Source organism: Bradyrhizobium sediminis (assembly GCF_018736085.1).
Classification (GTDB): Bacteria; Pseudomonadota; Alphaproteobacteria; order Rhizobiales; family Xanthobacteraceae; genus Bradyrhizobium; species Bradyrhizobium sediminis.
Genome location: NZ_CP076134.1, coordinates 3,974,916 through 3,989,629 on the forward strand (window position 1 = coordinate 3,974,916; position 14,714 = coordinate 3,989,629).

General features: G+C 64.2%; 13 protein-coding genes. 1 reads left to right on the forward strand and 12 read right to left on the reverse strand.

The genetic code is table 11. The features are described 5' to 3' along the window. Nucleotides 1-68 precede the first annotated feature (68 nt). From paaX to KMZ29_RS19150, 7 genes are all read right to left on the reverse strand, one after another. Nucleotides 69-938: a phenylacetic acid degradation operon negative regulatory protein PaaX gene (gene paaX / locus KMZ29_RS19120; RefSeq protein ID WP_215620681.1), complete on the reverse strand. Its 870-nt coding sequence runs from the start codon at nt 936-938 to the stop codon at nt 69-71. 252 nt (nt 939-1,190) lie between these two features. Further along, nucleotides 1,191-1,961, reverse strand: a complete 771-nt coding sequence (locus KMZ29_RS19125) for an esterase/lipase family protein (RefSeq protein ID WP_215620682.1) — start codon at nt 1,959-1,961, stop codon at nt 1,191-1,193. A gap of 184 nt (nt 1,962-2,145) precedes the next feature. Next, complete coding sequence (locus KMZ29_RS19130; RefSeq protein WP_215620683.1) at nt 2,146-3,432, reverse strand: DUF445 domain-containing protein; 1,287 nt, start codon at nt 3,430-3,432, stop codon at nt 2,146-2,148. A gap of 214 nt (nt 3,433-3,646) precedes the next feature. Further along, complete coding sequence (locus KMZ29_RS19135) at nt 3,647-4,123, reverse strand: phasin (protein WP_215620684.1); 477 nt, start codon at nt 4,121-4,123, stop codon at nt 3,647-3,649. A gap of 171 nt (nt 4,124-4,294) precedes the next feature. Further along, nucleotides 4,295-4,891, reverse strand: a complete 597-nt coding sequence (locus KMZ29_RS19140; RefSeq protein WP_215620685.1) for a GNAT family N-acetyltransferase — start codon at nt 4,889-4,891, stop codon at nt 4,295-4,297. Beyond that, the gene (locus tag KMZ29_RS19145; RefSeq protein WP_215620686.1) at nt 4,888-5,985 is read right to left on the reverse strand and encodes an alpha/beta fold hydrolase; all 1,098 of its coding nucleotides are present in this window, start codon (nt 5,983-5,985) and stop codon (nt 4,888-4,890) included. The genes KMZ29_RS19140 and KMZ29_RS19145 overlap by 4 nt, the downstream gene beginning before the upstream one ends. Next, nucleotides 5,982-6,368, reverse strand: coding sequence for a hypothetical protein (locus tag KMZ29_RS19150; protein WP_215620687.1), 387 nt, complete (start codon nt 6,366-6,368; stop codon nt 5,982-5,984). Before KMZ29_RS19150 ends, KMZ29_RS19145 begins: the two co-directional genes overlap by 4 nt. A 189-nt stretch (nt 6,369-6,557) precedes the next feature. Between KMZ29_RS19150 and KMZ29_RS19155 the strand changes: the two genes are divergently transcribed. Continuing rightward, complete coding sequence (locus KMZ29_RS19155; protein ID WP_215620688.1) at nt 6,558-7,478, forward strand: alpha/beta fold hydrolase; 921 nt, start codon at nt 6,558-6,560, stop codon at nt 7,476-7,478. Between the two features lie 22 nt (nt 7,479-7,500). Here the strand turns inward: KMZ29_RS19155 and KMZ29_RS19160 are convergent, their stop codons facing one another. The 5 genes from KMZ29_RS19160 to KMZ29_RS19180 all read right to left on the reverse strand — a co-directional run bounded on the left by KMZ29_RS19160 (nt 7,501) and on the right by KMZ29_RS19180 (nt 14,700). Further along, nucleotides 7,501-10,734, reverse strand: a complete 3,234-nt coding sequence (locus tag KMZ29_RS19160) for a bifunctional cytochrome P450/NADPH--P450 reductase (RefSeq protein WP_215620689.1) — start codon at nt 10,732-10,734, stop codon at nt 7,501-7,503. A gap of 240 nt (nt 10,735-10,974) precedes the next feature. Then, nucleotides 10,975-11,970, reverse strand: a complete 996-nt coding sequence (locus tag KMZ29_RS19165; protein ID WP_215620690.1) for an alpha/beta fold hydrolase — start codon at nt 11,968-11,970, stop codon at nt 10,975-10,977. 28 nt (nt 11,971-11,998) lie between these two features. Then, on the reverse strand, nt 11,999-13,546 hold the full coding sequence (locus tag KMZ29_RS19170; protein ID WP_215620691.1) for a WS/DGAT/MGAT family O-acyltransferase: 1,548 nt from the start codon (nt 13,544-13,546) through the stop codon (nt 11,999-12,001). Between the two features lie 78 nt (nt 13,547-13,624). Further along, nucleotides 13,625-14,428 (reverse strand): esterase/lipase family protein, encoded by an 804-nt coding sequence (locus tag KMZ29_RS19175; protein WP_215620692.1) that lies wholly within the window; start codon nt 14,426-14,428, stop codon nt 13,625-13,627. Between the two features lie 5 nt (nt 14,429-14,433). Beyond that, nucleotides 14,434-14,700 (reverse strand): DUF6489 family protein, encoded by a 267-nt coding sequence (locus KMZ29_RS19180; protein WP_215602776.1) that lies wholly within the window; start codon nt 14,698-14,700, stop codon nt 14,434-14,436. Between the last annotated feature and the right edge of the window lie 14 nt (nt 14,701-14,714).

Genomic DNA, 14,714 nt, shown 5'->3' on the forward strand with positions numbered 1-14,714 from the left:
GGCCGTCTCCCGGAAGATACTTAACATATATCAGAATATGCGGAACTCAAGCAATTCTTGTAACATAATTACACGTCGGTAAAGCGGCGCGCCAGATCCTTGCCGGCGCCGGGCAGCGGTCCGGTCTCGCAGGTTCCGTTCCGCTCAAGCCATTGTTCGGACGCGGGAAGCACCCCCCGATAGATCTCGCCGCAGAGCTTTCGGGCGGCCCGGCCCGGCCAGTCCGCAGGGAGCAACGCCGTCGGCAAGAGCGGGTCGCGCAGCACCACCCGCCGGTAATGATGGATCAGCAGGATCCGCGCGGTGAAGGCGTCAGCCTCCGCGAGGGCCTCGCGGCGGCCGGCCCAGTTCCGCAGCGGCTCGAAGGTCTTGATGAACTTCAGATAGGCGTCGGCGGTGCGATCAAGCGGCCAGCTCTCGCTCAGCAGGCGGCGGCCGCTGTCATCCTCGGCGGACACTTCCAGGCGGATCGCGGTTGCGGCTTCCTCCGGAACGGGAACGCCCGACGGCGCGACCCATACGCCCGGCAGCGGGCTGCCGAAGCCGGCATTCTTCAGCGCCTCGCGCGAGGCGTCGCGATCCTCGCCGTTGCCGATCAAGAGCAGCTCGAAGCGTCCGGTCCAGTTGGATGGCTGCGGATCGTAGATATGCCGGGTCGCGGCGTCGAAGGTCTGACGCCCTTTTCGCGCCAGCCGATAAAAGCTGTTGCGGCCGACCTTGTGGCGCTCGAGCCAGCCGTCGGCGGCGAGCCGCGACATCGCGGTGCGCACCACGCCGCTGTCGATGTCGAGCACCTCGAAGAATTTCAGCAGCGTGCCGAGCCAAACCGATCCGCCGCGCGGCACGATGGCATCGCCGAACACCGTGATGACGATGGAGCCCGTGCGCGACGGTTCGCGCTTGAGCTGAGAGATGATGCGGGCAAGCGGCTGCGGCATGCGTGATGCATAGCGCGATTTATGGAGTGGCGACAACGCTCACGACCCGGACTCTCATGGTTCGAGACGCGTGGCGGTGCCACGCTCCCTCACGAGGGTCAATAGGACTGAGTCAATCTGCGGCCTACGGGACAGCGTAAATTGGCAATGCTCGTCATGGCCGGGCTTGTCCCGGCTTCATCAAATCAAGAAAGACGTAGATGGCCGGGACAAGCCCGGCCATGACGAAAAACACTCGCGCTTGCGCCGATTCTAGCGGTGCGGATCGGGGTAAACGAGGCTGCGCCAGCCGTTGCGGTCGAACGGCGCCCATGTGCCTTCGGGCTGGGCCAGACGATCGGCCACGGCGTAGACCACCGCGGGATGATGGCCCATGCCGCAATGGCTGCTTTCGACCTCGATGCTTTCGGAGGTCGCGGAGGTCTTTTCCATGCAGCCCTGCCACGCGCAGATGCCGTCGGTACGGCTGAAGATCGCGGTGGTCGGCACCGGCGGCGTTTCGGAAAGCGCCCCGCCGAAGCGGTGATCCTCTTCCTCGGCGCTGCGGCCGCTTGCCATCTCGTAGACCCGCCAGGCGTTGGTCGCCTTCGGGCTGCCCGCGAACGGGCTGCCGAGCGTGATCACCGAGCGCACGCGATCGGGCATCATCTTGGCCAGCTGGCGCGCATAGAGACCGCCGAGGCTCCAGCCGACCAGGCTGATCTTGCGGCCGTGGGCATCGTTCAGTTCATGCACCAGGTCGACCATCGCGTGCTGCACGCCATGGCGCAGGCCGAGATTGCGGCCTTGCCGCCAGCCGCTGACGGCATAGCCACGGTTCTTCAGGAAGCTGCGCAAGGGCCGCGTCGAGGTGTCCGAGGCGACCAGGCCGGGCAACACCAGCACCGGATGGCCGTCGCCCTTCGGCGCGAGGCTGAGCAGCGGCAATGCGCCGAGAAACGCACCGAACTCATGGAGGGCGCGCCCTTCCAGAAACATCAGGGTTCTGGACGGCGGGCGCAGCGTCTGGGCAGTGGCGGACATCAGGTTTCCTCTTCAGGGCCGGAATCGACCCAATCGGTCAATTGAAAACGCGGCTCACGCACAATCGTTCCGCAGTGCAGCAATCCCTTGAAGGAAGCTATGGCACCGATTCCTTCATTCAAGCGGCTGCCTGCCGATGGGACAATGGGTCGACGCACTTAATACGGGCGCCGTGATCAAAAAGTCACAGCAGGCGAAGCAGTAATTCCACGGTGTAGAGCCCGAGTCCGGCAAGCCCGCCGATCAGCGCGCCGTTGAAGCGGATGTATTGCAGGTCCTTGCCGATGTTGATTTCGATCAGCGCAATCAGCTGCCCCATGTCCCAGGCCTTGACCTGATCGGAGATGAAGCTCGACACCCCGCTCTTCTGATCGGCGATGAAACTCCTGAGCACGGCGACGAGACCCTGGTTGATCTCGGCGCGCAGCTCGGCATCGGCTGCGAGCGCCTCGCCTGCTTTCACGAACATTCCGGCAAGATGCTGCTGCAGCACCTGGGTTTCACCGCTGGCGCTGCGCTCGATGAAGGATCGCGCGTTCAACCAGATGTTGCGCGCGAGGTCGCCGAGTTCGGGGCGCGCCAGGAGGTCGCGCTTCAATCCGTCGAGGCGATCGGCAAAGGCCTTGTCGCTGCCGAGCCGGTCGACGAACGACAGCAGCATGTGATTGAATTCGCCGCGGAACGGATGCTGCGGATCGTTGCGCACTTCCTCGAAAAACGTGGTCGCGGACGCCACGATTCGCTTCACCAGGAACCTGTCGGCGCGGTAGAGCTTCAGCAGCGTCGGCAATTCGTCGCGGATCTTCTCGCGGATCACGGCCATGGTTTCCGGCTGGGTCAGCGACTGATGCACCACGCGCAGGATGTCATCGAGCAGGCCCTGGTGCCTGCCCTCCTGCACGAAGCCGCGCAGCGTGCCGGCGGCGAGCGGCGCCAGATCGATCCCCTGCAACTGGGTGGTGATGCGCCGGGTGATGAATGTCATCAGGCCCGAGGTCTCCGTCGCCGACACCGCTTCCGGCAGCAGCCGCAGCGCAAAGCGGGCGAGATCGTCGCTGCGCTTGCGGTCGCGCAGCCAGTCGGCGATGAACGAGCCGAAATCGATCTGGCGCAGCTTGGCTTCCACGGGGGCTGCTTCGAGGAAGTGCACCTCGATGAATTCGCCGAGCTTGTCGGCGATGCGGTGCTGGTTGCTCTGGATGATCGCGGTGTGCGGGATCGGCAGTCCCAGCGGCCTCTTGAACAACGCCACCACCGCGTACCAGTCGGCGAGGCCGCCGATGGTGGCGGCCTCCGCGAACGCGGCGACGAAGCCAAAGACCGGATGCACATGCAGCAGCGACTTCGCCGTAATGAACAGCGCCAGCGTGGCCGCCAGCACCAGCGTCGCCAGCGCCTTGACACGCCGCAGCTCGGCCGCGCGTGCGGCGTCGCCGGGAGCGTCGAAAGAAAAGGTGACCGGGACGGTCATGGCGGCTTTCGCGTGTCGGGGCCCGATGATAGCAGCATCCGTCATTGCGAGCGAAGCGAAGCAATCCATCTCGCCGAGCAAGGAAAACTGGATTGCTTCGTCGCTAACGCTCCTCGCAATGACGGAGGATGCAATGATGATCTATTGACATGCCCGTCAAAAAGAAGGCCCGCCTAAGCGGGCCTTCGAACTGACGCTACTGACGCGATCGCGATCAGGCGGTCTTGTTGTAGACCTTGGCGAAGTTGTCCTGGGCGGTCTTGGCGCCGTCGGCGACGAGCTTGCCGAGATATTCGGTCGAGGCCTTCGCCCGCGACACCAGCACTTCGCCGCGCGCACGGACCATGTCGGACTGGATCTGCACCGCCTCGTTGAGCGACTTGGCGGAAGCCAGCTTGTCGATGCCGGCGAAGAACTCCTGGGCGTCCTGGTAGATCGCGTCCTGAATGTTGCGGCTGATCTTGGCGGCCTCGGAGACCGAACCGGCAACGGCGGTCTCGATCGCGGCGGTCACCTTCTCGGAGCCGGCATGAAGGTCGGCGGCGCGCTCCTTGGCGGTCTCGGTCTGCTTCTTCACGAACTCACGGGCGGCTTCCGGAACTTCCATGTTCTGGAGCTTGGTGAACGCCTCGGTGACGGGCGCGAAGGCTTCCTTGACGGTGTTCAGCACGGAATTGGTTTCGATGGTCATGGGGTTTCTCCATCCTCAGGGTTTGAGCTATGGGCTCACCCCGTCCGGATTTGGCCCGGGGCAAAGTCTGTATGACACGGTTAATGGTGCGCCGCAACATCAATGTTGCAGTGCGATATCGCGAATTCGTGATAGGAGCGCTTGCCCGGCAAAGCGGCTCGCCGGCGGTATTTAGTGCTGCACGGCCGCCGGCAGCCCGTAGGCCTCCAGCTGGGCCCGGACCTGGGCAACGTTGTGGCCGAGCACCACGATGTCGTGGGTCTTGCCATCCTTGTCCTTCACATGGTCGCGCAGCAGCGCCTCGGCCTTGAAGCCCAGGCCCTCGAAGATGGCGATGGCGCCGGACTGGTCGACCGTCATCTGCACCACCAGCTTCTCCAGGCCGGCGCTCAGCGCCAGCGCAAAGGTTTCCTGCGACAGCGCCCGGCCCACTCCCCGGCCGCGCACGTCCGAGGAGACCACGTTGCGGATTTCGCCGACATGCGGCGACCACGACCAGGGATCGCGCACCAGGGTGCCGCATCCGACCACCCTGCCCGCCTTCACCGCCAGGATGCTGGTGATGGCGCCGCGCTCGATCTCCTTGATCCAGGCACTTAGCACCTTGGGCTCGCTGATGTTGCGTGGCAGGAACAACAGATCGTGCACCGGCAGCTTCTGCGCAAAGTCGAGCACGGCGGCTTCGTCGGCCTGCGCCATCAGGCGGAATTCGATCTCGCCGGCCTCGGTCTGCACGCGGCGCGGATAGGTTCTGATATCGCTGCTCATATCGATCTCTCGCATAACCATGAATCGAGTTTCGGCCACAGCCGCTTGATGGCGTTGGCGCCGGCGACCAGGCTGACATGGCCGCCCTTCAGGATCACCTCTTCCTTGTCGGTCGAGCCGATCTTCTGAATCAGGGGCTTGGCCGCGTCATAGGGCACGATGTGATCGTGCTCGGCGACCGCGTGCAGGATCGGCACCTTGATTTTCGAAATATCCGCCTTTCGCCCGCCGACCGACATCGCGTCGTTGTAGAGCTTGTTGTCCCACATCAGGTCCCTGGTGATGGTACGGAAATATTCGCCGGCCAGCGGCAGCGTATCGGTCGCCCAGCGGTCGAACATGCGGTACGACTTGACGTATTCGTCGTTCCAGATGTTTTCCCACAACTGCACCTGGCTTGCGGCGCGCGACGCCGGCCGCAGCATCTCGAATGACGACAGGATCATCTCGGGCGGAACGTTGCCGGCGCTGTCGATCAGCCGGTCGACGTCGAAATAGCGCTTGTCGGAGAAATTCTGCAACAGCTTCATCTCGCGGAAGTCGACCGGCGTGGTGAAGCAGATCAGGTTCTTCATCGGCCCTTCGTTGAAGATCGACCCGTACAGCAGCGACAGCACGCCGCCGAAACAATAGCCGATCACGGTGACGTCGGTCTCGCCGGAATCCTGCTGCACGCGGCGGACGCAGTCTGGAATGAAGTCGAGGACGTAGTCCTCCATCCGCAGGCTTTTCTCTTCCGGCTTCGGCGCGCTCCAGTCCAGCATGTAGACGTCGTAGCCGCGCTTCAGGAGAAACTCGATGAAGCTCTGGCCCGGCACCATGTCGAGGATGTAGCCGCGGTTGGTGGTCGCCATCACGATCAGGATCGGCACCCGGTAAATCTCGTCCGCGACGGGGCGATAGTGATAGAGGTTCATGGTGCCGCGGACGGCCAGGATGTCCTTCGGCGTCGAGCCGAGCGACGGCCCCGAGGAGGAAATATATTCGACGCCCTTGATGCTGCGCTGGATCGCGCGCTGCACCTCGGACTGTATCCGGTCCGGGATCGAGGCCAGATCGAGGCCTGCGACATTCAAGCCAGCACTGGCGTTCATTTCTGCTCTCCGCCTGATGACGGCGGGCGTTTGGTGCGCGGCGGCCTGGGCGCCGCCGGATATCCGCTGTCCGGCGCGCCGGAATTGTTGTGGACCTGGTGCAAGAGCGCCTTGATCTCGTTGAGCTGGCCTTCGATCGACTGCAGCCGCTCGGCCATGCTGACCATCTGCGCCCGGCTCGGCAGGTTCATGCTGACGAGATATTTCTCCATGAGGTCGCCGAGCTGCTTCTGCGCCCCCGCCGTGACCCCGCCGACCTGATTGACGACCTTGGAAAATTCCGGCGACGCCATCGCCTGGTTGGCGAAGGAATTGAATCCCTTCTCCATCTCGCCGATCATGTTCTGCCAGATCGCGACCGGATCGTTGCTCTTGTCTGCCATTGGCGCCCTCCAGCATGATCACGAGGGCTTTTGCGCCCCGCTTGTTTTCGGCCATACCACACTGTTGCGACAGCACGGTCAACATCGCGAGGCTGATTTGTAAGTCCTTCTGCCGCACCGGAGCCTTCTGCGGCGCGAAAAACCATGCCATAGAGTTCCCCATTGCATTGCCATTCGAGGATTACGCAGGTGACTTCACTCGCCCACCAGCCGCCGCAGATCGCCCGGGCCAACGGCATCGATATTTGCTACGAGAGTTTCGGCGACGCCGGCGCCGAGCCGATGCTGCTGATCATGGGGCTGGGCGCCCAGATGATCCTGTGGGACGACGAATTCTGCCGTGAGCTTGCAAGCCGCGGATTCCGCGTCATCCGCTTCGACAACCGCGACATCGGCAAATCCAGCCACCTGTCGGGCGGCAAGCGCCTGACCCCGCTCGAGCTGCTCAAGCTACGGTTCCTGAAGATACCGGTTCAGGCGCCCTACAAGCTCCGCGACATGGCCGAGGACACCACCGGGCTAATGGATGCGCTCGGCATCAAGTCGGCCCACCTGGTCGGCGCGTCGATGGGCGGCATGATCGCCCAGGAAATCGCGATCTCGTTTCCGCACCGGGTGGGGTCGCTCACATCGATCATGTCGACGACCGGCAATCCGAAAGTGCCACCGCCGACCCGCGAGGCCGCGGCGATGCTGATGGCGCCACCCCCGACCACCAAGGAAGAATATCTCAAGCGCTTCGCCCAGACCTGGAAGGTGCTGCGCGTCGGCAGCTTCCCGCTCGACGAGGCCAAGGACCTCGAACGCGCCGAACGCACCTTCGCCCGCGGCCTCAATCCCAACGGCGTCGGCCGGCAGCTCCGCGCCATCCTGGCCTCCGGCAGCCGCAAGGAACGGCTACATGCGGTGAAGGCGCCGACGCTGGTCATTCACGGCACCGTCGATCCCCTGGTGCGCCCCGAGGGCGGCAAGGACACTGCGGCCTCGATCCACGGCGCCAGGCTCCTGATGATCGAGGGCATGGGCCACGCGCTGCCGATCCCGATGTGGCCGCAGATCATCGACGCGATCGACAAGCATGCCCATGGCGCGGCCGCGAGGGCGGCGTAAGCGCCGCTTACACCCGCCGAACCTATCCCCCCGCCCAGACGTCGAGCACGTAGCGATTCTTCGCGCCGAGCTCGTCGATCCAGCGCAGCCCCGCATCGGCGTCGACGCCCTTGCGCTCGCGATAGATCGCCACCAGCGCGGCCTTGACGTCCGGCTCCATCTTGCCGCCGTCGCCGCAGACGTAGATGATCGCGCCCTGCTCGATCAAGCTCCAGACGCGTTCCTTCTGCGCCGCCACCAGGTGCTGCACATAGGTCTTCGGACCGTCGGCGCGCGAGAAGGCGGTGTGCAGCTCGGTGATGTCAGCAGCGGCGCACGCCTTCAGCTCGTCGGCGTAGAGAAAGTCCTGGTCGGGATGCCGGCAGCCGAAAAACAGCATCGCCGGGCCGAGGCTGGCGCCCTTGGCTTTGCGCGCCTCGCGCTCCTGCAGGAAGCCGCGGAACGGCGCCAGCCCCGTTCCCGGCCCGATCATGATGATCGGCACACTGGGATCGTCGGGCAGCCGGAATCCGGCCTTGGTCTCGCGCACCGTGGCGTGAACGGTTTCGCCGGGCCGGCGGCTGGCGAGGTAGTTCGAGCAGATGCCCTTGTAGACGCCGCGCCCCGAACTCGCTGGACCTTCGACCACACCGATGGTGACGCTGCAGCGCGCGGGATCGACCGACGGCGACGACGAGATCGAGTAATAGCGCGGCGCCAGCAGCGACAGCATTTCGAGATAGGCGTGGAACGGCAGTTCACAGGCCGGGTGTTCCTCCAGGAGGTCGAACACCGATTTGCGCTTGCCGAGAACGTCGGAACGATAGCGCTCGGTGGCGCCGTCGTCGTCGCCGACATAGGCCAGCAATTTCGGCTTGGTCACCGGGCAGCGCGTGTGCTCGGCCATAATCTGGATCTGCTTGCGGGTCGCGACCTGCTGCAATTCGACGAAATCGGTCAACAGCCGGCCGACCGACACGACGTCGCCGACCGGCAACTGCGCGCGCCGGCCCTCCGCGACCTGTAGCCGGATCTGATCGGCAGGGAGAAAGCCGAAGCGGCGGGCGATGGAATCCACCAGCCCCGGATCGTTGCGCGGCACCACGCTCAAGTGATCGCCGACCCGGTAGCTGACGCCGGGAGGCAGCTCCACCTCGATGTGGCGGGTCGACCTGTCGGATGGATTGGCGCCCGATTTGTTCTGCAATTCGGTGTTGGCCAGCACCTTCATCGGCGCGGCGCCGCCAAGTGCCACGACCGCATTCACCGTGGTCGGCGCCACCGATTCGATCGCGTATAGCGGGGTGTCGTCGGCGCGGCTGAAACTGGAATCGACGCCGAACTCCTTCATCGCCGCCGGTGCGAGTTTTGCAAACCAGCCCTCGAATTCGCCGTCGAGATCGCTGCGGGCGTCGCCCTCGCCGCGCGCATAGACGGGCTTCGCGCCGTGGGCCGCCAGTTGCTCGTCGATCAGGCGCGGGATCGACTGATAGGTCGCGGACCAGTCGCTGTTGCCGCAGCCGAACACCGCATAGCGCAGCTTTGCAAAGGCATCCTTCGGCAGATCACTACCCAGCCATTTGACGAACTGGGCGGCGTTGTCAGGCGGCGCGCCATTATACGAGGCGCAGAAAATCAGTACGCCGCCCTGCTCCGGCAGCTTGCCCACGTACTCGTCGAGCGGCGCGAGTTTGGTCGCAAACCCGTTGACCTCGGCGAGGTCGGCGACGCGGGTCGCCAATTCCTCGGCAGTGCCGAGGTTCGATCCGTAGAGCACCAAGAGCGGCGTGTTGTGTCCCGGGCGCGTCCGCGTCGGCCGCGACGCCGCGGTCGAAGCCGCCATCGTCGTCGTTGCGCGGCCGGCAAAGGCGCCGCGCTCCTTGTCGGTCCGCGGCCGAACCTTGATCTTGAAACCATCCGGCTTGATCGTCAGCGTTTCCTTCAGATGCATCTGGTAGCGGTGGTGGTCGACCAGCTTGAAGCGCTGCAGGATCATGCCGATCGCGAGCGCCGCCTCATGCATGGCAAAGCCGCGGCCGATGCAGGCGCGCTGGCCGTTGCCGAACGGCTTCCAGGCGTTGACGGGACGCGCCGCCTCGGCCTCGCGGCTGAAATTCTCCGGGTCGAAGGCATCGGGATTCGGCCCCCAGACGCTGGGATCGCGATGCAGCGCCAGCACCAGCACGGTGATGAAAGTGTTCTTCTTCAGCTTGTATTTGCCGCCGATGGTCTCATCCTGGAGCGGCGAGATGCCATAGGCCGGCGCCGGCGGCCACAGCCGCAGCGCTTCCTTCAATATTTGCGTGATGTAGGTGAGTTGCGTCACCTGCTGATAGGTCGGCCTGGCGTCAACGTCCGGCCCGAGCACCCGGTCGACCTCCTCATACGCCTTCTTCAGAACCTCGGGATGCTTCAACAGTGCATACAGCGCGCAAGACAACAGGCCGCTGGTGGTCTCATGCCCCGCGATCAGGAAGGTGTTGATCTGGTAGCGGATGTTGACGTCGTCGAGCTGCTCGCCGGTCGAGCGGTCGACGCCGGTCATCATGGCGCCGAGCATGTCCTTCTTACCCTCGGCGGCCTCGGCGTTGCTGCGGCGCTCCGCGACGATTTCGTCGACCATCTTGTTCATGAAGGCGACGTCGCCCGCGAGGTCGCGCCGGCGCTTCTGCATCCAGAGATTTTCCAGCGGCAGGCCGCGGATCATCATGATGGTCTCGAGCGAGCGCACCAGCGACGCCACGAACGGATGGTAGTCGCGCCGGTAGAACGAGTTGAACCGGTAGTCGAAGCCGCACAGCCCGATGGTGTCGAGCGTCAGCGCCGTCATGTCGTGGACGACGTCGATTTCCTCGTCGGCGTTCAGCCGCTCCCACTTCTTCACCAGCTGTTCGGCGATATCGACCATGCTGGTGTGGTAGGACTGCATGGCGCGGTTGCCGAACGGCTGCACCAGGATGTTGTGGGCCTTGCTCCAGTTCGGCTCCGTGGTGTCGGCGGTGAACAGGCCGTCGCCGCCGATCGCGCGCACCCGGCGCAAGGGTCCGCGCACCGCCTTGTCGAAGCGTTTTTCGTTGCTGAGCTCATTGACCAGAGCGTGGCCGGAAACGATGACGATCGGCGCGCCCATCATGTCGAGCCAGAAGATCGGCCCCAGCTCCTTGGCAAGCCGCGCCAGATTCTGCACCGGCGCGGAGGAATCCAGCGACAGCATGTTGCCGACCACCGGTTTGGTCGGCGGATGTGGGATCGGGCTCAGTCGGTTCGTGGACGCCATCGCTTGAATGTCTCCTGCCTAGTCTTAATCCCAGCAACGAGCCCTGCTCTTACCCCGTCATTGCGAGGAGCCCTTGCGACGAAGCAATCCACGACTCGTCATTCCGGGATGGTCCGAAGGACCAGACCTCAGATGTGCACTGCACATCGGGGAATCTCGAGATTCCGGGTTCGATGCTTCGCATCGCCCCGGAATGACGTTTCGAGTCGCTTCGCTCGCAATGACGACAGTGCACGTTCGTCACCCAAACCGCCTTCTACGCCATTCGATCAGCTTGGCGCTGACCTCGTCCGGTTTTTCCTGCTGCGTCCAATGGCCGCTGTCCCGGACCAGATATTTCTCCAGATCGGGGATGATCTTCTCCATGCCGTCGGCCGCGGACGGCGGCAGCACGTGATCGTTTTCGGCCATGATCATCAGCGACGGCACCCGCACGGTGTGGTCGATCCCGGCGGAGCGCTGCCAGTTGCGCGACATGTTGCGGTACCAGTTGATGCCGCCGGTGAAGCCGGATTTTGTGAACGTGTCGACGAAAACCTTTTTCTCTTCCGGCGACAGGATCGGCGTCCGCGGGTCATGCCTGGCGTCGTAGGCGGCAATCATTTGCGGAAATGCCAGATTGAGCCGCGGTGAAGCTCCGACGCCGGCGACCACCTGCTCCGCCGGCGCCGTATCGCTGCGCGGCACCGGCTTGCGCATGAAGGCATCAAAGGTCTGCTCGACACGGCTGCCGAATATTTTGTCCGGCTCGCGCGCCGGGTCCTGGAACTGCACGATATACATGTGCTCGCCGAAGCGCTGCCGGAACAGCTCGATCGGATCGGCCGGCGCACGATTGGTGTGCGGCGTATTGATCCCGACCACACCGGCGACGCGATCGATGTGGCGCAGCGGCATCTGCCAGACGATGAAGCCGCCCCAGTCGTGACCGACGAAGATTGCCTTGTCGATCTTGAGATGGTCGAGCAGGCCGACGAGATCGCCGGTGAGGTGCTCGATGTCGTAGTCTTCGACGGGTTCGGGCCGGTCGGTCGCGCCATAGCCGCGCTGATCCGGCGCGATCACCCGGATGCCGGCTTCGCTCAGCGCCTTGATCTGGTGACGCCAGGAAAACGCGATCTCCGGCCAGCCGTGGCACAGGATCACCGGCGGCTTGTCGGTTTTGGGACCGGCTTCGTAATAGCCCATGCGAATGCCGTTGGTCTGGGCGAACTGCAGCGGCGGCATTTCTATCATCGCAGGTATCTCACTCTCGTCCTGGGCCTCAGCTTGCCGCGCTCGCCAGATCGGCCGGGGGCGCGTAGGCGGCTTCCAGTGCCGCGAATTCCCCCGGCAGCATGTCGCACAGAACCTGCACATGCGGAATGATGTTGGCGCCGGCGATGAATCCGAAATCGAGCTGGTCGCGATAGCTCTGCACGGTGATGTTGAGCGCCATCCCGTGGGTCGAGATCGACACCGGGAAGATGTGCAGCAATTCGGCACCCGCCGCATACAGCGTCTGCCGCGGCCCCGGCACGTTGGACACCGTGACGTTCGCCGCCGGCGGCAGCACGTCCGACAGGTTGGAGCGGCTGTACAGCAGCGCCAGGATCTGGACCAGGATCGGCGCGCCCAGCATCGAGATGTTGGAGACCTGCGGCATCAGGGCCCGCAGCGGATGCGACATCTCCTTCGACTTGGTTGATTGCGCGATGATCGCCTCCAGCCGCGCCTTGGGATCCTCGATATTGGTGGCGATCGAGCAGATCATGCCGAACACCTGGTTGTTGGCGTCGGTATTGCCCTCTTCGCGCAGCGAGATCGGCACCGCGGCCGTCATCGATTTGGTCGGCAGCGCGCCCTGCTCGAGCAGATAGCGCCGGACCACGCCGGAGGCGAGCGCCAGCACCACGTCGTTGAGCTTGCCGCCGGACTGCTTGGCCAGCGCCTTGGCGCGCGAGAGCGAGATCGAAACGCCGGCAAAGCTGCGCTCCGACGAAATCGCCTTGTTCAGGACGGTCGACGGCGACACCATGCTGGCGATGCTGTCGCGCGATTTCGGATCGGAAATCTTGCCTGCCACATCGGAGACGCTCTTCAGCATGGTGGGAATGCTGCCGGCGAACTTCACCGCGCTTTCGATCTGGAACATCGCATTGTCGAACAGGATTGAGCCGAGATCGCTTTTTCCCGAGCGCGGCAGGTCGATGCTCTTCGGCGCCGTCGCACCGTCGAACGGCTGGCGCCAGAGTTGCTGATAGGAATCGATCAGGTTGGCGGCGATGTCGCGCGGCTCCTGCCCGACCTTGGCGCGCGCCGTCGGCGGCTCGATCGTCCGCGGGATCGGCGTCACGTCGTAGATCATGTTGGTCAGCGCCGCACCGGCGCCGCCGTCGATGCAGGCGTGATGCATCTTGGAATAGAGCCCGATCTCGTTGTCCTTCATGCCTTCGAAGACATAGAATTCCCAGAGCGGACGGGCGCGGTTGAGCAGCTTGGCGTGCATCCAGCCGACGATCCGTTCCAGCGTCGCGCGATCGTGCGGTGCCGGCAGGCTGCCGCGGAAGATGTGGCGGTCGATGTCGAACTGGTCGTCCTCGACCCAGGAAGGGTGATCGATGTCCAGCGGCGCCTTTTCCAGGCGGGCCTTGAGGATCGGCGCGATATGCAGCCGCGAGGCGATCATCGCCTTGAAGTCCTCGAAGAAGTCGCCCTTGTAGTCGTCGGGCAGGCGGAAGATCGCCATGCTCCCGACATGCATCGGCATTTCCGGCGTTTCCAGATACAGAAACGACGCGTCCATCGACGACAGTTTCTTGGCGTCACTCATGTTTCCCTCCCGCAGATCACGCGGCGCCTTTCTTGGCGCTTCTTGCCGTTCAGGCGGTCCCTGTTGCCGGGACGCTAGTCAGGATTGTGATTGTGCATTTTCCGGAGGCGCATATGCAATGGCAAACGGCCCCGATCGGTCAAATTGCTTGAATTCGCCCTCGGCCTGGGCCAAACGATCCGCGACTGCCCATAGCGCCGCCGGATTGACGCCGAGTCCGATATGGCTGGCGAAATGGACCTCGATGTTCTCGGCGGTGCCGGAGGGACGCAGCAGGCAGGTTCGCCAGTTCACGATGCCGTCGGTGCGCGAATAGATCGACGTGGCCGGAACCGGAAGATCGCCTGATATCGCGGCGCGAAGCTCCGGGTCGTCCTCGACCCCCTCCCCTGACAACGCCTCATAGAGCCGCGTGGCGTTGGTCGCTGTCACGTCGTTTGCAAACGGGCTTCCCAGCGTCACGACCGATCGCACCATCTCGGGGACCTGCAGCGCCAGATCGCGCGCATAGACGCCGCCAAGGCTCCACCCGACGATGCTGACCTTGCGGCCGGTGGCGGCATGAATTTCGGCGAGCCGGCTGCGCAGCGCGGTTCGCATCCGCGACACGCCGCCGAGGTTACGGCCCATCCGCCAAGCATGGGCGTCGTAGCCGAGTTCCCTGAGATATCGCCGCATCGGCGCCATCGACAGATCGCTGGCGAGGAACCCCGGCAGCAGCAACACCGGATGGCCGTCGCCCCGTGGCGCGCGCATCAACAGCGGCGACAGTATCAGGCTGGCGTTGAGTTCAAAGATCCCTCTCGCCTCGGCCAGCAGCAGGCCGAGCGACGGCGGACGAAGCCGGCCGGTGGGCTGGGATTCGCTGCGGTCAGCCGGCATCGCTACTACTTGTCGCCGGACTTCTTGTCGGCGCCGCGCACACCGCCGAGGCCGGCCATGGTCACGAACATGTCCTGAAACCGCTCGGCGATTTTCGGATCGAAGGTGAACCAGCTCTGCACCAGCGCTTCCGGCGAAACCTTTTCGATGTTGGCCATCATCTGCTTCTGGAGATTCTCCATGACGGCCGTCTGCATCGGCTGCACGTCCGGAAGTCCGAAAAACTGCCGGGCTTCGAGCGGCGTGCAGTCTATCTCAACGTTTATCTTCATGTCGGCTCCTGACT

What these genes read in the sequence shown, in the direction of transcription:
- paaX (WP_215620681.1), bottom strand. Translation starts at nt 938, where the DNA reads ATGCCGCAGCCGCTTGCCCGCATCATCTCTCAGCTCAAGCGCGAACCG.
- KMZ29_RS19125 (WP_215620682.1), bottom strand. Translation starts at nt 1,961, where the DNA reads ATGTCCGCCACTGCCCAGACGCTGCGCCCGCCGTCCAGAACCCTGATG.
- KMZ29_RS19130 (WP_215620683.1), bottom strand. Translation starts at nt 3,432, where the DNA reads ATGACCGTCCCGGTCACCTTTTCTTTCGACGCTCCCGGCGACGCCGCA.
- KMZ29_RS19135 (WP_215620684.1), bottom strand. Translation starts at nt 4,123, where the DNA reads ATGACCATCGAAACCAATTCCGTGCTGAACACCGTCAAGGAAGCCTTC.
- KMZ29_RS19140 (WP_215620685.1), bottom strand. Translation starts at nt 4,891, where the DNA reads ATGAGCAGCGATATCAGAACCTATCCGCGCCGCGTGCAGACCGAGGCC.
- KMZ29_RS19145 (WP_215620686.1), bottom strand. Translation starts at nt 5,985, where the DNA reads ATGAACGCCAGTGCTGGCTTGAATGTCGCAGGCCTCGATCTGGCCTCG.
- KMZ29_RS19150 (WP_215620687.1), bottom strand. Translation starts at nt 6,368, where the DNA reads ATGGCAGACAAGAGCAACGATCCGGTCGCGATCTGGCAGAACATGATC.
- KMZ29_RS19160 (WP_215620689.1), bottom strand. Translation starts at nt 10,734, where the DNA reads ATGGCGTCCACGAACCGACTGAGCCCGATCCCACATCCGCCGACCAAA.
- KMZ29_RS19165 (WP_215620690.1), bottom strand. Translation starts at nt 11,970, where the DNA reads ATGATAGAAATGCCGCCGCTGCAGTTCGCCCAGACCAACGGCATTCGC.
- KMZ29_RS19170 (WP_215620691.1), bottom strand. Translation starts at nt 13,546, where the DNA reads ATGAGTGACGCCAAGAAACTGTCGTCGATGGACGCGTCGTTTCTGTAT.
- KMZ29_RS19175 (WP_215620692.1), bottom strand. Translation starts at nt 14,428, where the DNA reads ATGCCGGCTGACCGCAGCGAATCCCAGCCCACCGGCCGGCTTCGTCCG.
- KMZ29_RS19180 (WP_215602776.1), bottom strand. Translation starts at nt 14,700, where the DNA reads ATGAAGATAAACGTTGAGATAGACTGCACGCCGCTCGAAGCCCGGCAG.